Below are 25,247 nucleotides of genomic sequence, written 5' to 3'. Positions count from 1 at the left end.
AGGCCATCAGGCCACGTTCGGCATCAGTTCGATGATGGGCCTGCTGGCGGCCTGGGGCATGCCGCCAGATGCGGTCTCGGCGCGGCGACGAAACTCCGCGGCCATGGCCTGATGCATCATTCTCGCGGAAGCATCAGCGGTCGTGGCCGCCAACTGATCATGCATTCTTGCCCGGTCAAGGCATTCTTCTGGCGTAAGAGCATTCGTCATGAATCGAACTCCTGCCTGTCGCGGACATCATCTTCTCCACCGCCTTTAGAGCGAGAGATCCGAATTCAGCCACGAAAAACGGGGCTCAACTTAGCCTTTCCTATCATCGATTGAAAACAGAATCTCGTTCCGGCACTTGTCCCGTCCGCCGGGTGCAACGGTTCAGCGCAGCCAGGCCATGTTCGGCTGCGCGCTATGACTTTTCAGCTCCTTGCGCGTTTCGGATTCCACTTCCTTCAACAGCACCTCATACCCCCAGAGATTGGCGAGATTTTGCAACACCATAGCAGCATCGCCCTCATCCAGTTGCACGCCGTCCAGCACTGAATGCTCGAGGATCAGCTTGCGGTCCCCGGACAGGTCGACATCGACCACCTGTATGTCCGGCTCCTGTCGCCCGATTTCATATTCCCGCGCCAGCGATCGCCGGATACGGCGATAACCACGCTCGTCGTGAATGGCATCCACCCGCAGTTCCGAGTCGCCCTGCTTGTCGAGTATCTTGAACAGTCGCCATTGACGTATCAGATGCGGGCTGAGGAACTGCGAAACGAAGCTTTCGTCGCGGTAATTGGCCCAAATGTCCTTGAGCACTTCCATGGGGTCGCCCGATCCGGCGATGTCGCCGAACCATTCGCGATCCTCCTCGGTTGGCTCCAGGCAGATCCGCTCGATATCCGACATGATGCCAAAGCCCAGGGCATAGGGATTGAAACCGCCAAATTGCCCTGAATCATAAGTGGGTTGATAGACGACATTGGTATGGGACGAGAGGAATTCCATGAAGGCACCGTCGGTCAGCCATCCCCGTTCGTGCAGCGTCGTCATGATGCGATAATGGGTATAGGTCGCGGCGCCCTCATTCATCGCCTTGGTCTGGCGCTGGGGATAGAAATATTGGGCGATCAGGCGCACGATCCGCAATATCTCGCGCTGCCAGCTTTCCAGCCGAGGCCCCGTTTTTTCCAGGAAATAGAGGATATTCTCCTGCGGCAGTCCCAGCGCCGCGCGCCGGGCGTCGCTGGGGATCGCATCGGCTCTCGCCCCTGTCGGCACTGTCCGCCACAGATCGTCATAGATGCGATCGCGATAGGCCTGCCGTTCCGCTTCCCGTGCCGCCTCGGCCTTCAGATCCCTCGGCCGGACGCGCGGATAGCGATGCACGCCCTGGTTCATCAGCGCATGGGCGGCATCCAGCACCCGCTCCACCGGCAACTGACCATAGCGCTCCTCGCACTGCGCGATGTAGCGCTTGGCGAACTCCAGATAGTCGAGGATACCTTCCGCATCAGTCCATTGTTTGAAAACATAATTGTTCTTGAAGAAATGATTATGCCCAAAGGCCGCATGCGCGATGACCAGCGTCTGCATCGTCGCGCTGTTTTCCTGCATCAGATAATTGATGCACGGGTCGGAGTTGATGACCAGCTCATAGGCAAGGCCGCGCAGCCCCTTGCGGTACATCATCTCATTGGTGACGAACTGCTTGCCGAAGGACCAGTGCTTGTAGAAGAGCGGCATGCCGATAGAGGAATAGGCGTCCAGCATCTGCTCCGCGCTGATGATTTCTATCTGGTTGGGATAGATGTCGAGCTTCATTTCCTGGAGCGCGATGGGTTCAACCGTTTCATAGATGCGATTGATAAGCGCGAAATCCCAATCGCTTCCTGAAAACAGAGGGGCAGGTGCCAAAGCGACGGTCATGCCAATGCCACCATCATGAACTCCGCTCCGCCACGCCCTTGCGCTGAAACAGTTCGCGAAACACCGGATAGATTTCGCGCCGGTGATGCACCTTTCGCATCACGAAATTGCGGTTGGCGTCGCTCACAGGCGCATAGGCCTGCCATAGGCCGGTCGTCGTTCCGACCATCTCTATATCGGCGAATTCCTCTCGCCCAACCTCCAGATAGGCGAAATATTGGCTGAAGGGCAGGATCTCCTGCTGCATCAGACTGACCACCCGGCCATTGTCGGATTGCATGGTGTCACCGTCCGACGCCTGCGCCACATAGATGTTCCAATCATCCGGACGGAAGCGTTCCTGCACCACTTCGATCAGCTTCTCCAGCGCGCTCGACACCAGCGTGCCGCCCGTCACCGTGCTGTAAAAGAAGGTCTGTTCGTCAACCTCCGCCGCCCGGTCGGTATGGTGGATGAACACCACCTCCACATGCTCGTAGCAGCGCGACAGGAACAGATGCAGCAGCGCGAAGAAGCGCTTCGCCAGATCCTTCATATGCTCCGTCATGGAACCGGAAACGTCCATCAGGCAGAACATCACTGCCTGGGCCACGGGCTTTGGCACCGTTTCGAACCGGCGGTAGCGCAGGTCGACAGGGTCGATATAGGCGATCAGGTTGCGGCGCCGGATGATGGTCGATCGTTCCTCGCGCAGCGCTTCCAGACGAACGGCATCGTCGGGCGAGGGAGGATCGCGCGCCTCGATCAGCGCGATCTCCTCCTCGATCCGCGCCAGATCCGCGCCCTTGGGACGACGCAGGGCCAGTCGCCGCGACATGGCCTTCTGCATGGTGCGCGGGACGGACAGGTTGGAAGGGTTGCCGGCCGTCGAATATCCGGCGCGCCGGATACCATCGACCGCACCGCCTATCAGCCGTCTCTTGGCCAGATCGGGCAGTTCCAGATCGTCCAGGAACAGGTCCAGAAACTCCTCCCGGCTGAGCGCGAACTGGAAATCGTCATTCCCATCGCCCTGCCCGGCCTTCGACCCCGAGCCCGCGCCGCCGTCGGGGCGCTTGATCTTGTCCCCCTCCATATAATCACGGTTGCCGGGGAACACCCGTTCGCGGCTTCCCCCCTGCGCCGCGCGATGCAGCGTCGGTTCGTGGATGACATCGCGCTGGATGGAAATCTGGCCTTCCTTGTCCAGATCCTTGATGCTGCGATCCTTCAGGCTGTCGCGCACCGCCTGTTGCACATATGCCCTTGCCCGTCGCAGGAAGCGCTGCCTGTTGACCAGGCTCTTGCCCCCCGGATTCAACCGTCTGTCGACAATGTGCATGGTGCCCTATAGGCCCTCCATCAACCGGCCTGCTTCACGCGGATATACCATTCCACAAGTCGCCGGACCTGTCGTTCCGTATAGCCTCTTTCGATCATGCGCGCGACGAATTCATCGTGCTTTGTCGCGGTTTCGCCGTCCTTTTTCGATCCGAAGCTGATGACCGGCAGCAAGTCCTCGACCTGGCTGAACATCCGCTTCTCAATAACCTCGCGGATCTTCTCATAACTGGTCCAGGAAGGGTTGCGCCCGTCATTGCTGGCCCGCATCCTCAGGGCGAATTTCACAACTTCGTTACGGAAATCCTTGGGATTGGCGATGCCGGCGGGCTTTTCGGTCTTGGACAGTTCCTGGTTGATGATCTCCCGATCGAGAAGCTGCCCGGTATCGGGATCCTTGAAATCCAGGTCCTCGATCCACGCGTCCGCATAGGCGACATAGCGGTCGAACAGATTCTGGCCATAGTCATGGTAGGATTCCAGATAAGCCTTCTGGATTTCATTGCCGATGAACTCTGCATAGCGCGGGGCCAGTTCGCCCTTGATGAACTCCAGATAACGGGATTCCACCTCGGTGGGGAACTGTTCCTGCCGGACCATCCCCTCCAGCACATACATGAGGTGCACGGGGTCGGCCGCGATCTCATTGGTATCATGGTTGAACGTGGCTGACAGCGCCTTGAACGCGAAGCGGGTCGAAATGCCCGACATGCCTTCGTCCACGCCCGCCGCATCGCGATATTCCTGAAGGCTTTTCGCGCGCGGGTCTATTTCCCGCAGCATCTCGCCATCATAGACGCGCATCTTGGAGTAGAGGTTGCTGTTTTCATGCTCACGCAACCGCGTCAGCACGGAAAAGCGCGCCAGCATGTCCAGGGTCCCAGGGGCGCAGGGTGCCTTGTTGAGATCGGATTCCCTCAGCAATTTTTCATAGACGTGCCGTTCTTCTGTCGCCTGCAGGCTATAGGGAACCTTGATGACATAGATGCGGTCGATGAATGCTTCGTTGTTCTTGTTGTTCTTGAAATTCGCCCATTCCGATTCATTGGAATGGGCCATGATGATGCCGGTATAGGGAATGGCGCCGATATTTTCCGTACCGATATAATTGCCCTCCTGCGTTGCGGTCAGCAACGGATGGAGCATCTTGATCGGCGCCTTGAACATCTCGACAAATTCGAGCATTCCCTGGTTCGCGCGGTTGAGGCCGCCCGAGTAGCTGTAGGCGTCCGGATCGTTCTGCGAGAGCATCTCCAGCTTGCGGATGTCGACCTTTCCGACCAGCGAGCTGATGTCCTGGTTGTTCTCGTCCCCCGGCTCGGTCTTTGCGATGGCGACCTGCCGCATGCGCGAGGGCATCATGCGCACGACCCTGAACTGGGAAATGTCGCCACCGAACTCGTCGAGCCGCTTACGGCACCAGGGGCTGATCATGCCGGTCAGCCGCCGCCGGGGGATCGCGTAATTTTCTTCGATGAAGTCGCCATGCGTTTCCGCATCGAACAGCGCGAGGGGACTTTCGAAGATCGGGCTGATCTCCTCTCCCGCCTTCAGCACATAGATGGGATGAACCTCCATCAAGGCCTTCAGCCGCTCCGCCAGCGACGACTTGCCACCGCCCACCGGGCCAAGCAGGTAGAGTATCTGCTTGCGCTCTTCCAATCCCTGGCTGGCATGGCGCAGGAAGCTGACGATATGTTCGATCGTCCCCTCCATGCCGTAGAAGTTCCTGAAGCTCGCATAGCGCCGGATCGTCCGGTTCATGAAGATACGGCCCAGCCGTTGATCGCGTGAAGTGTCGATGATCTCCGGCTCACCGATCGCCGCGAGCAATCGTTCGGGCGCCGATGCATGCATCAGTGGATCATTGCGACATCCCAGCAGATAATCTTCGATGGACATTTCGGCCTGACGCCGATCATCGAACTTCCGCGTGAAGCTGGAAAACAGCTCATTCTTTGTCACTGGCGACTCCCGCTAAAGTAGCCATGGAATGTATATAGACCCTTATGGCCTGTAAAAACAGTGCAATACCATGCGCGCAGAGTAAAAAATTCGAATCTGTCCAATCTTTAATCCGCGCCTGTTGCAAGGAATTACGCAATGCTTGCCCGGCCGTGCAAAAACATTGCCGGCAACGATAGGGGCATTAATTTACGACCGACAAATATTGCCGCGCCGCTGTCATGCAGCATCTTCAAATCAGCGCGACGTTCCCCCGCCGCGATCCAATGCATAGTGTCACTTGAGGCCCGGAGAGGGAAGAGGGCAAAGAAGATAATCTCGCCAGAGCCGATTTGGTTCCGTTGCGTAACATGCTGCCCCGCCGGCGGAGGATTCACCCCCGCCCCGAGAACTGATGATCTCAAGCTCTCATATCGATCGTCGCGATCAGCCCGCCGTCCGACGCATTGACCAGACGGACCGACGCTTCAAAACTGAGCGCCAGCGATCGAGCGATGGTCAGGCCGATGCCCGTTCCGTGCCGTCCGCCCGGCTGTCCCGCCACGCCGCGCGTAAAGGGTTCGAACATCTGGTCCAGCTGATCGGGCGGGATGCCCGGACCGTGATCGCGCACCTCGATGAGCACGCGCCCGCCCTGTCTTGAGCAGCTGACGTCCGCGCTGCCGCCATATTTCACCGCATTGTTGACCAGATTGCTGATGCAGCGCGTGAGGGCATTGGGCTTGACCCGGACAGTGCCGCCGCATCCCGACAGGAACCGCACGGGTGATCCCAGATCCTGCGCATCCTCCGCCATGCTGGTGAGCAGCGAATCGATGTCGATCACCGACCAGTCTTCATGGGCTTCGGTGCTGGCCGCCAGATCCAGCCCTTCGCGGACCAGCGTCATCATCGCCTGGTGGTCCTGCAACAGCCGCCCACGCAGTTCCTCGTTTTCGACCAATTCCAGCCGCAAGCGCAGGCGGGTGAGAGGGGTCTGGAGATCATGGCTGATCGCCGCCAGCAACTGCGTCCGCTCCGCAAAACCCGCCCTTACCCGGCGCTGCATCAGATTGAAGGTGGACAGCGCAGCCCGCACCTCTTCCGGGCCCCGCTCCGGGATTTCCTCCGGATCGACGGATACCGAAAAGGCTTCCGCCGCCTGCTCCAGCCTACGCAGCGGCTTGGCGACAAAACGAGCCACGATGATGGCCAGTCCGGCCGAGGACATCAGGATCAGCAGCAGATAGATCGGCCTGGCAAGATTGCTCGACGGCTTCACGAGGCGCGGCAGGTAGAGCGCGAGCGAACGCCGCTCGCCCGTCCTGTCGGTAAAGCGGACGACCCAGCAATCGGGGCGCGGCGCGTCGATCAGCCCGGCCGCCCGATTGTTCGGATCGACCTTGCTTGCTGGAAAACAGAGACCGATGGGAACCTGGCCTGCTTCGGGGTTGGACTGCGGCCCGAAGCGCGCCTCCAGAGCGTCTGCCAGCGTCGGGTCGGGGTCCGTCAGAGCCACGCCCTCCGGCGCGGTCCGTGCGCCCATGATCTGCTGGTCTTTCAACATCGCCTCTATCTTCACCGGGTCGTGGCTCAGCCGCTGCGCGATGTCCGCCGCGCTTGCCACCACGCGCTGGAGACGCCAGCGCTCGAAGTCGAGATGCCGGGCCTGCTCCGCGACCAGCAGCGCCAGCACGGCGGCCACCGTCATGCCGACGGTCAGCAGCAGGAATATCTGGCCGACCAGCGACCGGAAGAAATTGCGCGCCCGCGCCACGACAGAGACCATCATGTGCCGATCAGCCAGTCATCATTCATAGGTCACCGTGCTGGCCAGCACATAGCCCTCCCCCCGCACCGTCAGGATCAGCCCGTCGCCGCCTGGACTGTCCGCCAGCTTCTGCCGCAGCCGGCTGACCTGCAGGTCGATGGACCGATCGAACGCTGCCGTGGCCCGCCGTTCGGGAACGAGCGCCTCGCGTGAGAGCACCACATTGGGGTCGTCGATAAAGCGGGACAACAGGCGAAATTCCGCAGAGGACAGCATGATCAACCGATCGTCGCTGGCGATCAGCCGTCGCTGGAAGAGGTCCAGCCGCCACGATCCGAAGCGCGCAATCCGCGCGGTTTTCAGCCGCGCCGGCTCCTCGTTCCGTGACCGGCGCAGCAGGTTGCGCACCCGCACCAGCAATTCCCGCGGCTCGAACGGCTTCGTCAGATAATCGTCCGCGCCCAGTTCCAGCCCCAGCACCCGGTCGATGGCGCTGCCCCGCGCCGTCACCATAATGATCTGGACACCGCTGCCCTGCGCCCGCAGGTCGCGGCACAGCGACAGCCCGTCGCCGTCAGGAAGGTTGAGGTCGAGCACGATGAGGTCGGCTTCATGTTCCGCCATCATCGCCCGCAATTCGCCAAGGCTGCCGGCCGCCAGAACCTCATAATGCTCCTGGGCGAGCTGGCCGACGATCAGACCCCTGATATCTTCGTCATCGTCGACGACGATCACGCGGAATGGGCGGGATGGCGGCATGTCGGGCATTGTCTCCTTCTAGTGGCGTTGACGCTGCGAGTCTGCGCTCGCCGCTGCGGTCGTTACATATCGATACAATCCGCTACAAAATGATCCAGCCGGATGAAAAGTCGCTCTACAATGCGACGCGCCTTGGATGGATTAGGGGGAGGTCGGCGCCGTTGACCGGAGCCGACCTTCGCCCGGCGCGCCCTTCCCTCCCCCTGCGCCGGGCGAAGTCCCTCCTTCCGCTGTGGAACCGCCTGTCGACCATGCTCAGCCGCCTCTCCGTCCTTCGGATCGCACCTGTGGCGTTCTGCATCCTGATCACCGGCTGCGGACATAAGGAAGCGTCGAAAAAGCCGCCTCAGGAGGTGGGAGTGGTGACGCTGGCGACTCAGGAGGTCACGGTATCGACCGAACTGCCGGGACGCACTGCATCCACCATGATGTCGGAGGTTCGGCCGCAGGTCGCCGGCGTCATCCAGAAGCGCCTGTTCACTGAAGGGTCGATCGTGAAGGCGGGGCAGCCGCTCTACCAGATCGATCCCTCGCTCTACCGCGCGTCGCGCGACGAGGCGCAGGCCGCATTGGCCAGTGCGCAGGCGACCGCCGCCGCCGCTCAGGCGAAGGCCAGCCGCTACCGTACGCTGGGTCAGAGCGAAGCAGTGAGCGCGCAGGACCGCGATGACGTCATCGCCACGGCCCGCCAGGCCGCCGCCGCCGTGCAGCAGGCGCGCGCCACGCTCCAGACCGCCGGCATCAACCTCAATTTCACGCAGGTCAGGGCACCCATCGACGGACGGATCGGCCGGTCCGCCGTCACGCCCGGCGCATTGGTGACGGCCAGCCAGGCAACACCCCTGGCCGTCATCCAGCAGCTCGACCCGATCTTCGTCGACGTGACGCAGTCCAGCGCCAAACTGCTCCAGCTGCGCCGCGCGCTCGCGGCGGGCAAGGCGTTGCCCGCCAGCGCGACCATCCGGTTGAAGCTGGACGACGGTACCGATTATCCGCTGGAAGGCCGCATCGAATTCGCCGAACCGATCGTCGATCCGGACAGCGGCACCGTCACGCTGCGCGCCCGTTTCCCCAACCCGGACGGCCTGCTGCTGCCCGGCATGTTCGTGCGCGTGGTCGCGCCGCAATCGGTGGTGCCGAACGCGATCCTCGTGCCCCAGCAGGGAATCAGCCGCGATCCGAAGGGCAATGCGACCGCGCTGGTCGTGGGCAGGGGAAACAAGGTCGAACGGCGCATCGTCACCGCTGCGCAAGCCGTGGGCGACAAATGGCTGATCACCGACGGTTTGCGTAAAGGCGACAGGCTGATCGTCGAAGGCACGGACAAGGTGAATCCCGGCGACACGGTGAAGGCCGTCCCGATCGACCGGGCCGCGAAATAAGGGAGCGGAACCTTGCTCAGCCGCTTCTTCATCGAACGTCCGATATTCGCCTGGGTCATCGCCATCGGCATCATGATGGCCGGCCTGGGCGCCATGCTGACATTGCCGATCGCGCAATATCCGGACATCGCGCCGCCGTCCGTCAACATCAGCGCCAACTATCCCGGCGCCTCGGCCCAGACCGTGGAGACCAGCGTCACGCAGGTCATCGAGCAGCAGCTCACCGGGATCGACGGCCTCATGTATTTCTCATCTTCGTCGACGGCCAACGGTCAGGCGCGGATCACCGTCACCTTCAACAAGGGCACCGATCCCGACACCGCGCAGGTACAAGTGCAGAACAAGGTGCAGCAGGCGCTGAGCCGGCTGCCCAATGCCGTGCAGCAGCAGGGCCTGACCGTTACCAAGTCGCAGAACGACTTCCTGATGGTGGTCGGCCTGTACGACCGCACCGATACGGCATCGCAGGCCGATATTGCCGATTATCTGGTCAATAATTTCCAGGATCCGATCGCTCGTATCGATGGCGTGGGTTCGTCGCAGATCTTCGGATCGCAATATGCGATGCGCATCTGGCTGGACCCCTATAAGCTCGCCACCGTCAAGCTGATGCCGTCCGACGTGCAAAGCGCCATCGCCAGCCAGAATGTCGAAGTGTCGGCCGGACAGATCGGTGCCGACCCGGCGCCGGAGGGGCAGCAGCTCAACGCCACCGTCACGGCCCGCGCCCGCCTGCAGACGCCCGAGCAGTTCCGCAACATCATCGTCAAGACGCAGAGCGACGGTTCCGTCGTCCGCCTGTCCGATGTGGCGCGGGTCGAACTGGGCAATGAAAGCTACACCTCCCTGGCCCGCCTCAACGGGCATCCGGCCTCCGGCATGGCATTGCAGCTTGCCCCCGGCGCCGACGCGCTCAAGACCGCCGAGCTGGTCAAGGCCAAGGTGGACGAACTGTCGAACAATCTGCCGCACGGCTACGCCGTCGTCTACCCGCGCGACACCACCCCCTTCATCAAGCTCTCGGTCGAGGAGGTGGTCCAGACCCTGATCGAGGCGGTCGGGCTGGTCGTCGTCGTGATGTTCCTGTTCCTGCAAAGCTGGCGCGCGACGCTGGTGCCCGCCGTCGCCGTTCCGGTGGTGCTGCTGGGTACGTTCGGCGTGCTGGCACTGTTCGGCTATTCCATCAACACGCTGACGCTCTTCGGCATGGTGCTGGCCATCGGCCTGCTGGTCGACGACGCCATTGTCGTGGTGGAAAATGTCGAACGCATCATGGAGGAGGAAGGGCTTTCCCCACGGGACGCCACCATCAAGTCGATGGGCGAAATCGGCAACGCCCTGGTGGGCATCGCGCTAGTCCTCTCTGCCGTGCTGCTGCCCATGGCCTTTTTCGGCGGGTCGACCGGCGTCATCTATCGCCAGTTCTCCATCACCATCGTCTCTTCGATGCTGCTTTCGGTGCTGGTCGCGCTGATCCTGTCTCCCGCTCTCTGCGCCACCATCCTGAAGCCGATTTCGCACGAGCATCGCGATCATGGCTGGACCGGCAAGTTCAACCGCTGGTTCAGCCGCGTCACCAACGGCTACATGACGCGCCTCCACGCCTTCATCGGCCGCCGGAAATGGTTCTGGATCGGCTATGCGGTCATTCTCGTTCTGCTCTGGCTGCTGTTCGTCCGCCTGCCGACCAGCTTCCTGCCCGTGGAGGATCAAGGCCAGGTGATGGTCCAGATCACCTTGCCCGCCGGCGCAAAATCCTCCCGCACGGCCGCAGCGGTGGAGCGCGTCCAGAATTATTTCCTGACCGATGAAAAGGACAATGTCGCCTTCGCCTTCATCGCCCAGGGCTTCAGTTTCGCCGGTCAGGGCGAGAACACCGCCCAGGGCTTCATCAATCTCGCCCCATGGGACGAGCGCAAGGGGTCGGCGAACAGCGCGACGATGATCGCCAACCGCGCCACCAGGCAATTGGCCGCGATCCGCGATGCGAAGGCGCTGGCCATGACCCCGCCGCCCATTCGCGGCCTGGGGCAATCCAACGGCTTCACCTTCGAACTGCTGAACACCGGCGGCCTCAGCCGTGACCGTTTCCTCGCGCTGCGCAACCAGCTTATGAAGGCAGCGGCGAGTGATCCCAAGCTGGCGGGCGTACGTGCCGCCACGCTGGAGGATACGCCGCAGCTCAAGGTCGACATCGACTCTGAAAAGCTCGCTGTGCTGGGCCTGACGCAAAGCAGCGTCGACAATGTCCTGAGCGCCGCCTGGGGCAGCACCTACATCAACGATTTCGTCGACCGCGGCAGGGTGAAACGCGTCTACATGCAGGCTGATGCACCCTATCGCGCGCTGCCGACGGACCTCGACAACTGGCAGGTGCGGTCCAGCACGACCGGTGAAATGGTGCCTTTCTCGGCCTTTGCCACCACCCACTGGACAATGGGTCCGACGACCGTGTCGCGCTATAACGGTCAGTCATCCTATGAAATCCAGGGGCAGGCTGCGCCCGGCGCCAGTTCGGGCGAGGCGATGGACGAGATGGTGAAGCTGCAAAAGCAGCTCCCTGCGGGCACCAGCTACGCCTGGAGCGGCCTCTCCTATCAGGAACAGCTTTCAGGTGGACAGGCGCCGTTGCTCTATGGCCTGTCTGTGCTGGTCGTTTTCCTCTGCCTCGCCGCACTGTATGAAAGCTGGTCGATTCCTCTCGCGGTGCTGCTGGTCATTCCGCTCGGCCTGATCGGCGCCGCGCTGGCGGTGACGCTGCGCGGTCTGGAAAACAATATCTACTTCCAGGTCGGCCTGCTCACAACCATGGGGCTGGCGGCGAAGAATGCGATCCTGATCGTCGAATTTGCAGAGCTCGCCTATCTGCAGGGCAAGGACGCCATGTCCGCCGCGCTGGAGGCCGCGCGCCTGCGCTTCCGTCCGATCCTGATGACATCGCTCGCCTTCATCGCGGGCGTCATCCCGCTGGCCACCGCCACCGGCGCCGGCGCACAGAGCCGCGTCGCCATCGGGACCGCCGTGGTCGGCGGCATGCTGACCGCGACCGTGCTCGCCATCTTCTACGTTCCCCTCTTCTTCCTGACGATCATGCGCATCTTCAGCCGCAAGGATCCGCCGCAACCCGCCGCTCCCGCTGCGGAGGTTCCGGCATGAAACGCACGCTCTTGACCCTGACTTCGGCTGCTGCGCTGTCGGCCTGCAACATGGCGCCGACCTATGTCCGGCCCTCGCCCCCGATTCCCGCCACCTTCCCGGCTGACGCCGCCTATCCGTCGGCGACCGCCACGGAAAGGCCGGGCCTGCCGTGGACAGCATTGATCAGCGATCCACGCCTCAAGGCGATGATAGAGCGCGCCCTTGCCAATAACCGGGACCTGCGCGCCGCGCTCGCCAATGTGGAGGCCGCCCGCGCCCAATATCGGGTCCAGCGCGCCGCCCGGCTCCCCACCGTCACCGGCGATGCCGCTGCCAGCTTCGCCCGCCGCAACGACGACCGCCAGAACAGCTACAGCGCCGATATTGGCTTCAGCGCGTTCGAGATAGACCTGTTCGGCCGGGTGAAGAACCTGAGCCGCGCAGCACTCGAATCCTACCTCGCGACGGAGGAAGGCGCGCGCGCGACCCGCATCACGCTGATCGCGGAAACCGCCACCGCCTATGCCACCTTGGCCGCTGACCAGGAACTGCTGTCGCTGTCCCGCCGGACCCTGGCGAGCGCCGAACGTACACTGGCCCTCACCCGTTCGCTGAATGGCGCGGGGCTGACCGGCAAGCTGGACGTGCATCAGGCCGAAACCACGGTGGAACAGGCACGCAGCGATATTGCCGCCAATGTGACGCAGGTGGCGCAGGACCGGAACGCGCTCGACCTGCTGGCGGGCGCACCGGTCGAGGACGCCCTGCTCCCCCAGTCGCTTGAAACGCTCACCGACGGCATCGCGAAGACGCCGGCAGGCCTCTCCTCCGACGTGCTGCTCCAGCGTCCCGACGTGCTGCAGGCCGAACATCAGCTGAAGGCCGCCAATGCCAACATCGGCGCGGCGCGTGCCGCCATGTTCCCGAAAATCAGCCTCACGGCCGCCATTGGCGTTGCGAGTTCGGCCCTCTCCTCCCTCTTCACCGGCGGCGGTTTCGCCTGGTCCGCCGCGCCTTCGGCCAGCATGCCGATCTTCGGCGGCGGCGCGCGCGGCAATCTCGACTACAGCAAGGCTCAACGCGACCTGTATCTGGCCCAATATGAAATGGCGATCCAGACGGCATTCCAGGAAGTGTCCGATGCGCTCGCGCGGGAGGGTACGATCGACGAGCAGCAGGCTGCACAGCAACGTCTGGTCCTCGCCAGCCAGCGCAGCTATGCGCTGGCCGAGGAACGCTATCGCGCGGGCATAGATACTTTCCTCAACAGCCTGACCAGCCAGCGGAGCCTCTACAATGCGCAACAAAGCGCGATCGCGACCAATCTGACGCTGATCGCGAACCGCATCCTGCTCTATCGGGTCATCGGGGCGGATTTCAGGGAAGAATGATACTGCTGCCGGCTCCCTTCGCTCGCGAAAGGCGCCGGCATGTCCTACCCTTTCAGCCTCAGCGGCAGTCCGGCCGCCATCAATATGACCTCATCGCACAGGGCTGCCATCTGCTGGTTCAGCCATCCTGACTCATCGCGAAACCGACGGGCCAGAACATTGTCCGGCACGATCCCCAAACCCACCTCATTGCTCACCAGAACGACAGGGAGGGGACAGGCCGCAATCGCCTCGGCCAGCGTAGCCCGCGCCTTCGCCACATCCGCTTGCGCCAGCATCAGATTCGTCAGCCAGAGCGTCAGGCAATCCACCATCACGGCGTCGGCCCGCAGCGCCGCTTCCGACAGGGCGGAGGGCAGATCCATCGGCGCATCGATCGTCCGCCAGCGGTTTCCGCGTTCGCTTCGATGGCGGGCGATGCGCTCCTCCATCTCCGGATCAAAGGCCTGCGCCGTCGCGACATAGGCCAGATCGCCAGTAGCAACAGCCTCGCATCGCTCCTGCGCAAAGCGGCTCTTGCCGGATCGACATCCGCCCAGCACCAGCATCCGCTTCATCCAACACTCTCCCATATCGCGGCCAGAACCCACAGCAGCAGGCAAGCGCGCAAGTAGATGCCGAGCGCCGTCCTCATGCTGTGGACGTCCGCCTCTCCGCCCGTCCCTATCCACGGCTTGTCGTGCAGAACGCCCTCATATTGGACTGGCCCCGCCAGCCGTATGCCGAGCACACCGGCCATCGCCGCCTCCGGCCATCCGGCATTGGGCGAGGCATGCCTCCGCCGATCCCGCCGCAGCACGGCCCATCCGCCACCGCCAGCGATGCACAGGATGACGCCCGAAAACCGTGCCGGCGCCCAGTTCAACAGATCATCGAAACGGGCCGCGGCCCAGCCGAAATCGGTGAAGGGCGCTTCCTTGTGCCCGATCATGCTGTCGGCCGTATTGACCGCCTTATAAGCCCATATTCCCGGCAGCCCGAGCAGCAACAGCCAGAAAAGCGGCGCCACGACGCCGTCGCAGAAGCTCTCCGCCAGGCTCTCTATGCCGGCCCGCGCCACACCGGCTTCATCCAGCGCCGCGGTGTCACGCCCCACGATCCGGGCCACCGCCCGCCGCGCGGCATCCAGTTCGCCTCTTTCCAAAGCGCGGACAACTGGCAGCACATGGACATAAAGACTGTTCTGCGCCAGCGCTGGCCAGGCGGCGAGCGCCAGCCCCAGCCAGGCCCAGGGGCCGCCCCAGCGGCGGATCGTCCATTCCAGCGCCAGACCCATGCCTCCTCCCGCGCCGAGCAACAGCAAGAGGAGGGCAAGTCCCGTCCAGCGACGTAGGCGGCCGTTCAACCGACCCTGGTTCCATCGCCGCTCCACAGTGCCGATGATCCGGGCAAAGCCGCCCACCGGATGGCCGATCCGCGCATGAAGCCAGCCTGGCCAGCCCAGTCCCGCATCCATCATCAGCGCCGTCACGGCCACCGGCTCAAACATCGGCCAAAGCCTGGTCCAGCCGGGCAAGGGCAGCTGCATCGGCGGGGAGGCCGAGCCGCAGCCAGCGCCTGTCCTCATCGAAGGGGCGTGTCAGGATTGATCGGCGCGCCAGCCTGTCGAACAGGGCCAGGCCGTCATCCACTTCCACCAATCGGAACAACGGGCATCCACCGTGCCCCTGCAATCCATGCCGCGCCAGCACGCCGTCCAGCTTCGCCGCCTGCTCCTCCAGGGTCACGACCGTCTCGTCGATCCAGTTCCGGTCCCGATAGGCCGCGGTGCCAAAGGCGATCGCCGCCGCGGAAACGGGCCATTCTCCCATCATCCGGCGCACCTGCGCGACAACCGCCCGCGGTCCGAGCAGAAAGCCCAGCCTCACCCCGGCCAGCCCGAAGAACTTGCCGAAGGACCGCAACAGGATCAGCCGCCGCTCGTCCCCCACCATGCCCGCCAGGCTGCATGCCGGCACGGCGTCCGCATAGGCCTCGTCAACGATCAGCCATCCTCCGGCATCTTCCAGCCGATCCAGCCATTGCAGCAGGCGGGCTGGCGGCAGGATGCGGCCATCAGGGTTGTTGGGATTGGCCAGCAGCAGCACCATAGCTTCGCGGGGCGGCTCCTCCCCTGCGCGCATGGGGGCGCCCTGGGCGAAAATCTCCCCATGGGTGCGATAGCTGGGCACCAGCCAGCGGCCGGGCATGTCCAGCATCCGTCCGACCAGCCGCAATCCCGCCTCGCTGCCCGGCAGGGTGCAAAGATGGTCGGGATGAAGCCCGAAGCAGGCCGCCGCCATTGCCTCCATCGCCGCCAGATCATGCGGATCGGGCAAATGCCGCCAGTCGACGGCCAGATGATCGCCCCCCGGCCATGTGAACGGGCTGATCCCGGTCGAAAGGTCGATCCAATCATCGCCGCCATAAAGGGCGCGCGCGTCGGCCAGACGGCCGCCGTGGGATGTGAAGGCGCTCATCGCGCCGACACCATCGCCAGCAACAGCGCGCTTTCCAGCAATTCGATGCCCGCGCCATGCCCGTCACCTGAAATGCCGCCGATCCGGGACCGCAACCATAGTCCCCAGAGCGGAATCAATGGGATCGCCGCCAAAAGGGCGGGTTCCCGAAGACACGCCACCAGCGCCAGCATCGACCAGAGGACACACGGTTCCGGCCGCCAGCCTGCGCGAAAGCGGCTCGCCAGCCCTTCGTGAAGCGGCGGCAACCAGCGCGTCCAGAATAACGGTCCGATACGCGCCACCATCGCCACGACAGCGAGCATCCAAAGTGGAAAGCTCTCCAACCACGACCGCAACAGCACCAGCTTGGCCAGCAGTTGCAGACCGATGGCGACCGCGCCGAAGCTGCCGATATGCGGATCGGCCAGCACGGCGGACAGGCGCGTCCGGTCGCCATGCGCTGCCCCTGCCGCATCTGCTATATCGCCCAGTCCGTCGAGATGCAGCGCGCCGGTCACCGCGACCCAGGCCACCAGTCCGGAAAGAGCGCCCACCCATGGATCGATCCGCATCCCCAGCCCGGCGCCGCCCGCCACGATCAGGCCGACCGCCATGCCGGTTGCCGGCAACCAGCGGATCGCGGCCGCGAAATCATGCTCATCCACATTCAGGGCGGGCAATGGCAGGCGCGTCATCAATTGCATGGCCAGGACCAGCCGCTTCATGTGATCAGGTCCATAATCTGTGCCGACCGGCTCTCCGGCCAAACCCGCAGGCTCAAAATCGCGCCATAGGGCAGATCCACCGCCCATCCCTGTCTCACGTCAAAGCCGCACAGCACGGCCAGCGCCGCCCGCATCGCCCCGGCATGGCAAACCACCAGAGCCGGCTCACCAGATGCGCTCAGCGCCTCGCCGATCCGGGTGCAGAGGCCAGTCCAGCTTTCCCCACCCGGCGGCGGAAATCGATCCGGATCATCCCAAAAGCGCGCCAGGTCGTCCGCCGGAAGGCTCGTCGGGTCCGTCCCCTCCCAATCCCCGAAATTCAACTCCCGCCAGCGCGCATCCACCCGGTGTTCGATTCCGCGCTCCGCCGCGATGACGGCGCCCGGCACTCGCGCTCTGGCGAGGTCCGATGTCACCAGCCGGGCGAAATCCAGCCCCCGCGCCCGCTCGACGCAGAGGGCGATGCCCTCCGTTTCCGGCGGTGCGTCCAGATGACCGAGCAGACGCCCGGCAAGCTGCGGCGCGCCATGCCGCATCAGATGGAGGGAAAAGGCGCTCACAGGGCGCTGGCCACCGCCGCTTCGGCAAAGCTCGCCATGTCCCGATGCGCGGCAAGGGCGGAGCGGACGATCTGCGCCGCGACCGCCGCACCGCTTCCCTCGCCCAGCCGCATGTCGAGCCGCAACAAAGGTTCCAGTGCCAGCGCAGCCAGCAGTCGCTGATGCCCTGCCTCCGCCGACAGATGAGCCGCCAGGCAGTGGCCGGTGATCGCCGGGTTATCCTTCGCCAGCGGCGCGACCGCCGCGCAACCGATAAACCCGTCCAGCATCACGGGAACGCGCCGCATTCGCGCCGCCAACACCGCTCCGGCCAGCGCCGCGATCTCTCGCCCGCCCAGTCGCCGCAGGGTTTCGAACGCATTGATGCACTGCCCTCCATGCACGGCGAGTGCCCGCTCCACCGCATCGGCCTTGCGTATCAATCCCTCGCCGTCCACTCCCGTGCCGCGCCCGATCCAATGACCCGCCGGACCGCCGAATGCCTGGGCGCAGAGCGCCGCGGCCGGCGTGCTGTTGGCAATGCCCATTTCGCCCAGCAGCAGCAGGTCCAGCCCCGCTTCCACCACCGCCGCGCCCGCATTGATCGCGGCCAGGCAATCGGCCTCGCTCATGGCGGCCTCGACACAGATGTCGCCCGTAGGCCTGTCCAGGTCGATCGCGACCACGGTCAGTTCCGCCCCACAGGCCTGGGCCAGCGCATTGATTGCCGCTCCGCCATGACGGAAATTCGCCACCATCTGCGCGGTCACCTCGGCGGGATAGGCGCTGACCCCCCGCGCGGCCACGCCATGATTGCCCGCGAAGATCGCGGCGCGGAGGCGCTCCGCCACAGGCCGCTCCCGGCCCTGCCAGCCAGCCATGAACAGGGCGATTTCCTCCAGTCGCCCCAAGGAACCGGCGGGCTTCGTCAATATGGCCTGCCGCGCCGCTGCGGCATCGATGAACTCTGCATCCGGAGCCGGCAAATCCTTCAGCGCCGCAGCGAAGGCCATGCTGTCGCTGAACCGGATCATGAGCAGACAAAACCTTCAGGCGGCGTCCGGACGATGAAATGCCCCTTAACGCCCTGCGGCCATTCGGCATAGCGCACCACGCCCTCTTCGCTTTCGGCATGGCGCACGGCATAATCGAGGATCGCGCGCGCGGCGTCCTCATCCGGAGTGAAATCGCCCAGCACATAGCCGACCTTGCCGGTCCCGCGCACATGCACCGTGCAATGGCGCTGACAAGCGAAGAGGCAGGGCATGTCCTGCACGGCGACGCCCGCATAGGCGGGATCGCCGTCGCGTATCTTCTGCATCGCCTGCGCCAGCAAGGCGCCGCCCCGCCGCCCCGCCGCATCCTCCCGTTGTTCCGCCGAAAGGCGGCAGGTCGAACAAACGACCACCGAAGCCCCAGGCCTCACAGGCCGCAACATCAGCGATGGCCCCGCAAAAAAGTCATATCATATCCTCCAGCCCCGACGGCATATGCCCTGTCGGGAACCGCGCGGGAGAGGACTGGCCGGCATCGGGCAGGCGACAGAACTCCCCTGCACGGCCGCGCCGGCAAGGCGATGACTGTCGCTCGGCGAGGATATCCCCGTTCGTCCGGCACACCCTGTCCGGCCGAAGAACGACCGCGTCAGGCAGGTCTCCTGGCTCACGGGTCGACGCTTTCCGGCCGCCTTCTCGAAACCTTTGGTTCCAATGGCGCGATGGCTGGATCGCTCGCCGCTTACAGTTGCAGGGGCAGCGCGGGCGTTCCACCCGACTTCCCTTTTCATCCCCTGACGGGGAACCTGTCGCACTGGCGCTGATAAGACTGCATTCGCCCGATCGCAAGGTCGTAAAAAGCGAAGAATTCACCGACCCGCAGCGGTGCGCCGATTTGCGATGGTTACACTTCTCCTCACTCGCCCGAACTGCTATCATCGCCCGTAATGAGGGAGAGGAACCATGGCGATTCTGACGCGATGGATGGATTGGTTCTGTCAGTTGTTCGCATGCACCGCTGAAAATGAAATGCGGGTCAACGGCCTGATTGCACATGTTTCTTCCGACAGCGACGACCGTTAACATCCCATAGCGGACGCGGCCTGTCGAATTCGTCGCCGTGGATGGAACGGCGAGTCTCCTTCGCGTGTATTATGGCCATGTTGGCCAATGATTTCGGTACCACGCTCGTCCGCCTTTTGCTCGCAACCCTGCTGGGCCTTGCGCTGGGATTTGAGCGGGAACGTCACGGTCATGATGCGGGCCTGCGTACCCATGGACTGGTGTCGCTGAGTTCGGCGATGCTGACTTTGTCAGCACTGGAACTGGCGGAAGCCCATCAGGACAGCGATCCGATCCGCGTCGTTCAGGGTCTTGCCCAGGCAATCGGCTTCATTGCAGGTGGCCTCATCTTCGTGCGCGGCGGCGATGTGCGCAACATGACGACGGCCGCCAGCCTGTGGATGGCGGCAGCCGTCGGGATCACGGCAGGAGCCGGCCAATATGTGCTCGTGCTTGCAGGATCGCTGATCGCGCTGGTCCTGCTGTCCCTGCTCCTCCTGATCGAAAAGCGCATGGGTCGGCGCGAGAAGAAGGCGGACGACCCGGAAAGCGGTTCCGTCACCATGCCCAATCGTCGGGGGTCGACGGTCCCCAAGCGTGACGGCTGAAGGGGCCCATCGCATCGCCGCCTTCAGCGACACCTCCGTTGCGCGCATGGTCGCGATAGGAGAAGAGGCGAGCGACGCGGGCGGAAACCCTTGTTGCGATTCGCGCCATGATATGGTGCAGGGTTCGCTCCCGAACCGCTTGAGGAAAGAGCAATGAGCAAGGATATCATCATCGCCGGCTATGCCCGCACCCCGATGGGTGGCTTTCAAGGCGCGCTTTCCGGCGTTTCCGCGCCGGAACTGGGCGCCGTGGCGGTAAAGGCGGCGGTCGAGCGTTCGGGTGCCGCGCCGGAAGCCATTGACCGCATCTATATGGGCTGCGTCCTGCCCGCCGCGCTTGGGCAGGCGCCCGCCAGACAGGCGGCGCTTGGCGCAGGTCTCCCACAGTCCGTCGAAGCGACCACCGTCAACAAGATGTGCGGTTCCGGCATGCAGGCGGCGATCATGGCCGCAGAAGCGCTGAGCGCGGGAACCGTCGATATCGTCATTGCGGGCGGCATGGAGAGCATGACCAATGCACCCTATGCCCTGTCCAAGCATCGCTCCGGCGCGCGCATCGGCCATGACCGGATCATCGACACGATGATGATGGACGGGCTGGAGGACGCCTATGACCGCGGCAAGCCCATGGGCGCCTTTGCCGAGGATACGGCCCGCGACTATCAGTTCACGCGCGCGGAGATGGACGCCTATGCGGTCGAGAGCCTCGCTCGCGCCAACGCCGCGATCGCCAGCGGCGCCTTCGCTGGGGAAGTTGTTCCGGTGACGGTCCGGACGCGTGGCGGCGAGGTCCAGGTCGACAAGGACGAGCAGCCCGGCAATGCCAGGCCCGAGAAGATTCCTTCCCTGAAGCCTGCCTTTGCCAAGGACGGCGCGATCACGGCGGCGTCCTCCGCCTCCATCTCGGATGGCGCGGCCGCGCTGGTGCTGACCCGTTCCGACGTCGCGGAGAAGCTGGGCCTCGCAAGAGAAGCGCGCATCGTCGCCACCGCAGCCCATGCCCATGCTCCCGCGCTGTTCACGACGGCCCCGGTCTTCGCGATCCGCAAGGTGCTAGATAAGGCTGGCTGGTCCTCTGGTGAGGTCGACCTCTACGAAGTCAACGAGGCATTCGCCGCCGTCGCGATGATCGCGATGCGCGACCTCGACATCCCGCACGACCGCATCAACGTCAATGGCGGCGCCACTGCGCTGGGGCATCCCATCGGTGCTAGCGGCGCGCGGATCATTGCCACGCTGGTGGCGGCCTTGAAGGCGAGAGGCCTGAAAAAGGGCGTGGCGGCACTCTGCATCGGTGGCGGCGAAGCGACCGCCGTCGCCCTCGAAATACTGTAGGCGAGAGGGAAGGAAATATTGAAGGATCGGCCCCGTCCGCCCGGACGGTATCTTTTCCAACCCATGTCTCTTTGGTTCTGAATGCTTCCATGGCGCAACACGCCGCCATGGAACGTCCTGCGCGCAACTGAAATTCTCTCTTCAGTCGGTGACCAGAGCCATGGAGCAAGTCGATGCTCGAACATATTCCCGCCTGGATGGGCAGGAACTTCGCCAATGTCCGCGCAGGCCATGAAAGGCTGATCATCGTCAGGACCGGATTGCAAGAAACGGCGCCGATGATTCCCTTGTCCAGCCCGCCTTTCGCCGCCAGGGCAGGCTGAGCGTCGTCTCCCATCCTACCCGTCCGGGCTCAGAGCGATCCGCACAAGGGCGCGCAGCGTCGGAGCCTCGTCCGCCCCGCGCCATGCCAGGCCCGTTTCCAACACAGGCGCCTCGTCCGCCAACGGCAGGTAGCGAACGCCCGTTCGCGCCAGATTGCGGAGCGAGGCGGGAACCAGTGCCATTCCCATTTCGGCGGACACGAGGCTGATGATCGTCTGCATCTGGATCGCCCGCTGGCGCACATGGGGTTCCCGTCCCATGGCCCGATAATGGTCGACGACCAGGTCGTGGAAGGTGGGCGAAACATGCCGCGGGAAAAGCAGCAGCGGCTGGTCAAGCCAGTCCTCCCCGGCCAACCTGCCGTCCTTGACCGGCAGACGCCCGTCCTCCGCCCAATTTTCCGGCACGGCCGCCACCAGCGGCTCTCTCAGCAACGGGCGATAGTCGATGGCGGCGGGCAGGCCGGAGGCAGGCGGGATCAGCAACCCCGCGTCCGTTCGCCCTTCGACCAACGCCTCCACCTGAACGTCGCTCGTCGCTTCCATCAGTGTCATGTCCACCTCTGGAAAGGCATGGGCATAGCGCCTCACCAGTTCAGGCAGAATGCTGTAGTCAGCCGAACTGACGAAGGACAGGGCCAGTCGCCCGACCGTCCCTGCCCGCAAGTGCCGCGCCACGGCAGCCAGATCGGTCACGGCGCCCACCGCCGGCCGGACATGTTCCAGCCATTGGCGGCCGAAGGGAGTCATCGCCACCTGACGCTTTGTCCGGATGAAGAGAGGCGCACCCAGTTCGCGTTCCAATGCCATGATCGACTGGCTGAGTGGCGGCTGCGTCATGCCCAGCCGCTCAGCGGCACGACCGAAATGCAATTCCTCTGCCACGGCAAGGAAATGGTTGAGCTGGCGCAGATCCATTTTATTCATTCATCCTGCGACTTTATAGCATGGCTGCAATATATTTCACAACCTGCTCGCAACGGCGTATGACGGCAGGAGAAAAACCGAGGACAGACCATGCCGCATTATCGTTCACGCACCAGCACCCACGGCCGCAACATGGCGGGCGCGCGGGGCCTTTGGCGCGCCACCGGCATGAAGGATGAGGATTTCGGCAAGCCCATCATTGCCATCGCCAACAGCTTCACGCAGTTCGTGCCGGGGCATGTGCACCTGAAGGATCTGGGCCAACTCGTCGCGCGGGAGATCGAGGCTGCGGGTGGCGTCGCCAAGGAATTCAACACCATCGCGGTCGACGACGGCATTGCCATGGGTCATGACGGCATGCTTTATTCGCTGCCCAGCCGGGATCTGATCGCGGACAGCGTCGAATATATGGTGAACGCCCACACCGCCGACGCGCTGGTCTGCATTTCCAACTGCGACAAGATCACGCCGGGCATGCTGATGGCCGCCATGCGCCTCAACATTCCGACCATCTTCGTTTCCGGTGGCCCGATGGAGGCCGGCAAGACCGAACTGCGCGGCAAGATCGTCGCGCTGGACCTGGTCGACGCCATGGTCGTCGCGGCGGACGACAGCTACACCGACGAGGAGGTGAAGGTGATCGAGCGGTCGGCGTGCCCGACCTGCGGTTCCTGTTCCGGCATGTTCACCGCCAATTCGATGAACTGCCTGACCGAAGCGCTGGGGCTGTCGCTGCCGGGCAACGGATCGACGCTCGCCACCCATGCCGACCGGGAAAAGCTGTTCCTGGAAGCAGGCCGTACCATCGTCGATCTGGCCAAGCGGTGGTACGAGCAGGACGACGCGTCGGCCCTGCCCCGTAACATTGCCACCTTCGCCGCGTTCGAGAACGCCATGAGCCTGGACATCGCCATGGGCGGTTCCACGAACACGGTGCTGCACCTGCTCGCCGCCGCTTATGAAGGCGGGGTGGATTTCACCATGGCGGACATCGATCGCCTGTCTCGGCGCGTTCCCTGCCTCTGCAAGGTCGCGCCGGCCAAGAACGACGTGCATATGGAGGATGTCCATCGCGCTGGCGGCATCATGGCGATCCTGGGTGAACTGGAGCGCGCCGGACTGGTCGATGCGAGCCTGCCCACCGTCCATGCGCCGACACTGGGCGACGCGCTCAATCGCTGGGACATCGGCCGCACCAACAGCGAGGAGGTGCGCAACTTCTTCCGGGCGGCGCCCGGCGGCGTCCGCACGACCCAGGCGTTCAGCCAGAACGCCCGCTGGGAGGAACTGGACACGGATCGCGAGACCGGCGTCATCCGCAGCGCGGAGCACCCCTTCTCCAAGGATGGCGGCCTCGCCGTGCTGTTCGGCAATATCGCGCCGGAGGGTTGCATCGTGAAGACGGCTGGGGTGGACGAATCCATCCTGACCTTCCACGGCACCGCCCGCGTCTATGAAAGCCAGGACGCTGCGGTCGCCGGCATCCTGGGCAATGAGGTGAAGGCCGGGGATGTCGTCGTCATCCGCTATGAAGGGCCAAAGGGCGGCCCTGGCATGCAGGAAATGCTCTATCCGACCAGCTATCTGAAATCGAAGGGTCTGGGCAAGGCCTGCGCACTCATCACCGACGGACGTTTCTCGGGCGGCACGTCGGGGCTGTCGATCGGTCATGTCTCGCCGGAAGCGGCAGAGGGCGGCCTGATCGCCCTGGTCGCGACCGGCGATCCCATCCTCATCGATATTCCCAATCGCCTGATCAAGCTGGACCTGGATGACGCCGTCCTCGCCGCCCGCAAGGTGGAAATGGAGGCACGCGGCGCCAAGGCATGGAAGCCATTTGGGCGGAAGCGCAATGTTTCGCCCGCCCTGCGCGCCTATGCAGCGCTCACCACCAATGCCGCGCGCGGCGCGGTGCGGGACGTGGGTCAGGTAGAGAAGGATTGATAACCGAACTGCGCGCCGCATTCAGCGATGCGGCGCGGCCTTGAGGCTGCTCATACACGAACGATTAGTGAAGCAGGATGTAGACCGTGCCGGTCAACAGCAGTGCCGACGCGCTGAACAGGCTCAGCAGTCCGACGCTGCATTGGCACATGCTGTAATGCATACGCTCCATCGCACTCTCCCTCGCCGCCGGATCTTGGCCGGTCAGGCGGAGCAATGCTAACAGAGAATCTCACGGAAATCAAAAGGTCAGCTATCGGCCAGTCCCTCCAATAGTTTTTGCAGTGCAGCATGAAATTGCCGACGATCCGATGGGGTCAGGGGCTTCAGCAGCTTCGCTCCAAGTTCGATACGAAGGGGCTCGGTCACGGTCACCGCCGCCTCCCCTGCTGGGGTGATCGCCAGCCGCTTCACCCGCCGATCATCCCTGTCGGGCACGCGCAGGATCAGACCCTCGCGCTCCAGTCCGTCCAATGCCTCCGTCACCGTCCGCGGCGCCAGATTCATCATTTCCGCGATATCGGCGGCGCGCGCCGATCCATTCTGCGCCTTTATGCACATCAATATCTTGGTCTGGGCCAGCGAAGCCCCCTGCCCGGTCATGGCACGGTCGAAGGACCGGCGGATCAGTGTGATCAACCGAAACAGGTCCGTCAGTAGCTGTTCGTCTGCACCATTCATGAGGAACCTCAATAAATGGTATTGCGCTATAGTGCAAGTGCGAGCATA

22 protein-coding genes and 1 riboswitch are annotated in these 25,247 nt (G+C 63.8%); of the genes, 7 read left to right on the top strand and 15 right to left on the bottom strand.

Annotation, left to right across the window (positions count from 1 at the left end):
• Positions 1 to 6: 6 nt before the first annotated feature.
• The 6 genes from MRBLSP13_RS00385 to MRBLSP13_RS00360 form a co-directional block, all read right to left on the bottom strand.
• Positions 7 to 165, bottom strand: coding sequence for a hypothetical protein (locus MRBLSP13_RS00385; RefSeq protein ID WP_363752007.1), 159 nt, complete (start codon positions 163 to 165; stop codon positions 7 to 9).
• A 207-nt stretch (positions 166 to 372) separates the two neighbouring features.
• Positions 373 to 1,914, bottom strand: a complete 1,542-nt coding sequence (locus MRBLSP13_RS00380; protein ID WP_363735987.1) for a SpoVR family protein — start codon at positions 1,912 to 1,914, stop codon at positions 373 to 375.
• A gap of 13 nt (positions 1,915 to 1,927) precedes the next feature.
• Positions 1,928 to 3,235 carry a YeaH/YhbH family protein gene (locus MRBLSP13_RS00375; protein WP_363735986.1) on the bottom strand — a complete coding sequence of 436 codons (1,308 nt, stop codon included), beginning with the start codon at positions 3,233 to 3,235 and terminating at the stop codon, positions 1,928 to 1,930.
• 20 nt (positions 3,236 to 3,255) lie between these two features.
• On the bottom strand, positions 3,256 to 5,199 hold the full coding sequence (locus tag MRBLSP13_RS00370) for a PrkA family serine protein kinase (protein WP_363735985.1): 1,944 nt from the start codon (positions 5,197 to 5,199) through the stop codon (positions 3,256 to 3,258).
• 400 nt (positions 5,200 to 5,599) lie between these two features.
• The gene (locus MRBLSP13_RS00365) at positions 5,600 to 6,970 is read right to left on the bottom strand and encodes an ATP-binding protein (protein WP_363735984.1); all 1,371 of its coding nucleotides are present in this window, start codon (positions 6,968 to 6,970) and stop codon (positions 5,600 to 5,602) included.
• An 18-nt stretch (positions 6,971 to 6,988) separates the two neighbouring features.
• Entirely contained in the window at positions 6,989 to 7,717 is a 729-nt protein-coding gene (locus tag MRBLSP13_RS00360) for a response regulator transcription factor (protein ID WP_363735983.1), read from the bottom strand.
• Positions 7,718 to 7,959: 242 nt separating this feature from the next.
• Here MRBLSP13_RS00360 and MRBLSP13_RS00355 point away from each other — a divergent pair, with 242 nt between their 5' ends.
• From MRBLSP13_RS00355 to MRBLSP13_RS00345, 3 genes are read left to right on the top strand one after another with little or no spacing between them, the layout of a single operon-like run.
• On the top strand, positions 7,960 to 9,090 hold the full coding sequence (locus MRBLSP13_RS00355; RefSeq protein ID WP_363736869.1) for an efflux RND transporter periplasmic adaptor subunit: 1,131 nt from the start codon (positions 7,960 to 7,962) through the stop codon (positions 9,088 to 9,090).
• A gap of 12 nt (positions 9,091 to 9,102) precedes the next feature.
• Entirely contained in the window at positions 9,103 to 12,246 is a 3,144-nt protein-coding gene (locus tag MRBLSP13_RS00350; RefSeq protein ID WP_363735982.1) for an efflux RND transporter permease subunit, read from the top strand.
• On the top strand, positions 12,243 to 13,619 hold the full coding sequence (locus MRBLSP13_RS00345; protein ID WP_363752005.1) for an efflux transporter outer membrane subunit: 1,377 nt from the start codon (positions 12,243 to 12,245) through the stop codon (positions 13,617 to 13,619). Before MRBLSP13_RS00350 ends, MRBLSP13_RS00345 begins: the two co-directional genes overlap by 4 nt.
• A 44-nt stretch (positions 13,620 to 13,663) precedes the next feature.
• On the opposite strand, the gene cobU is transcribed toward MRBLSP13_RS00345, so the two are convergent.
• From cobU to MRBLSP13_RS00310, 7 genes are read right to left on the bottom strand one after another with little or no spacing between them, the layout of a single operon-like run.
• Positions 13,664 to 14,167, bottom strand: a complete 504-nt coding sequence (gene cobU, locus MRBLSP13_RS00340) for a bifunctional adenosylcobinamide kinase/adenosylcobinamide-phosphate guanylyltransferase (protein ID WP_363736868.1) — start codon at positions 14,165 to 14,167, stop codon at positions 13,664 to 13,666.
• A 5-nt stretch (positions 14,168 to 14,172) separates the two neighbouring features.
• Positions 14,173 to 15,108, bottom strand: coding sequence for an adenosylcobinamide-phosphate synthase CbiB (cbiB, locus tag MRBLSP13_RS00335; protein ID WP_363735980.1), 936 nt, complete (start codon positions 15,106 to 15,108; stop codon positions 14,173 to 14,175).
• Positions 15,101 to 16,078 (bottom strand): aminotransferase class I/II-fold pyridoxal phosphate-dependent enzyme, encoded by a 978-nt coding sequence (locus MRBLSP13_RS00330; RefSeq protein ID WP_363752003.1) that lies wholly within the window; start codon positions 16,076 to 16,078, stop codon positions 15,101 to 15,103. Before MRBLSP13_RS00330 ends, cbiB begins: the two co-directional genes overlap by 8 nt.
• Positions 16,075 to 16,785, bottom strand: a complete 711-nt coding sequence (locus tag MRBLSP13_RS00325; RefSeq protein ID WP_363752000.1) for an adenosylcobinamide-GDP ribazoletransferase — start codon at positions 16,783 to 16,785, stop codon at positions 16,075 to 16,077. Before MRBLSP13_RS00325 ends, MRBLSP13_RS00330 begins: the two co-directional genes overlap by 4 nt.
• Positions 16,782 to 17,345 (bottom strand): histidine phosphatase family protein, encoded by a 564-nt coding sequence (locus MRBLSP13_RS00320; protein ID WP_363751997.1) that lies wholly within the window; start codon positions 17,343 to 17,345, stop codon positions 16,782 to 16,784. The genes MRBLSP13_RS00325 and MRBLSP13_RS00320 overlap by 4 nt, the downstream gene beginning before the upstream one ends.
• Positions 17,342 to 18,358, bottom strand: coding sequence for a nicotinate-nucleotide--dimethylbenzimidazole phosphoribosyltransferase (gene cobT, locus MRBLSP13_RS00315; RefSeq protein WP_363751995.1), 1,017 nt, complete (start codon positions 18,356 to 18,358; stop codon positions 17,342 to 17,344). The genes MRBLSP13_RS00320 and cobT overlap by 4 nt, the downstream gene beginning before the upstream one ends.
• Complete coding sequence (locus MRBLSP13_RS00310; RefSeq protein ID WP_363751992.1) at positions 18,355 to 18,762, bottom strand: DUF1636 domain-containing protein; 408 nt, start codon at positions 18,760 to 18,762, stop codon at positions 18,355 to 18,357. Before MRBLSP13_RS00310 ends, cobT begins: the two co-directional genes overlap by 4 nt.
• Before the next feature lie 192 nt (positions 18,763 to 18,954).
• Positions 18,955 to 19,144, bottom strand: a riboswitch (cobalamin riboswitch).
• A 335-nt stretch (positions 19,145 to 19,479) separates the two neighbouring features.
• On the opposite strand from MRBLSP13_RS00310, the gene MRBLSP13_RS00305 reads away from it, so the two are divergent.
• The 3 genes from MRBLSP13_RS00305 (at position 19,480) to MRBLSP13_RS00295 (ending at position 21,647) form a co-directional block, all read left to right on the top strand.
• A complete protein-coding gene (locus MRBLSP13_RS00305) occupies positions 19,480 to 19,989 on the top strand; it encodes an MgtC/SapB family protein (protein ID WP_363751989.1) in 510 nt (169 codons plus the stop codon).
• A gap of 153 nt (positions 19,990 to 20,142) precedes the next feature.
• Complete coding sequence (locus tag MRBLSP13_RS00300; RefSeq protein WP_363735973.1) at positions 20,143 to 21,324, top strand: acetyl-CoA C-acyltransferase; 1,182 nt, start codon at positions 20,143 to 20,145, stop codon at positions 21,322 to 21,324.
• Positions 21,325 to 21,497: 173 nt separating this feature from the next.
• Positions 21,498 to 21,647 (top strand): hypothetical protein, encoded by a 150-nt coding sequence (locus tag MRBLSP13_RS00295; protein ID WP_363735972.1) that lies wholly within the window; start codon positions 21,498 to 21,500, stop codon positions 21,645 to 21,647.
• 15 nt (positions 21,648 to 21,662) lie between these two features.
• Here the strand turns inward: MRBLSP13_RS00295 and MRBLSP13_RS00290 are convergent, their stop codons facing one another.
• Positions 21,663 to 22,565 carry a LysR family transcriptional regulator gene (locus MRBLSP13_RS00290; RefSeq protein WP_363736866.1) on the bottom strand — a complete coding sequence of 301 codons (903 nt, stop codon included), beginning with the start codon at positions 22,563 to 22,565 and terminating at the stop codon, positions 21,663 to 21,665.
• Positions 22,566 to 22,664: 99 nt separating this feature from the next.
• On the opposite strand from MRBLSP13_RS00290, the gene ilvD reads away from it, so the two are divergent.
• Complete coding sequence (gene ilvD / locus MRBLSP13_RS00285) at positions 22,665 to 24,518, top strand: dihydroxy-acid dehydratase (RefSeq protein ID WP_363751986.1); 1,854 nt, start codon at positions 22,665 to 22,667, stop codon at positions 24,516 to 24,518.
• Positions 24,519 to 24,767: 249 nt separating this feature from the next.
• On the opposite strand, the gene MRBLSP13_RS00280 is transcribed toward ilvD, so the two are convergent.
• Positions 24,768 to 25,199: a MarR family winged helix-turn-helix transcriptional regulator gene (locus MRBLSP13_RS00280; protein ID WP_363751983.1), complete on the bottom strand. Its 432-nt coding sequence runs from the start codon at positions 25,197 to 25,199 to the stop codon at positions 24,768 to 24,770.
• Positions 25,200 to 25,247 lie beyond the last annotated feature (48 nt).

The organism is Sphingobium sp. LSP13-1-1.1 (assembly GCF_040676415.1).
GTDB lineage: Bacteria > Pseudomonadota > Alphaproteobacteria > Sphingomonadales > Sphingomonadaceae > Sphingobium.
This window is presented reverse-complemented; position numbering and strand designations above follow the sequence as displayed.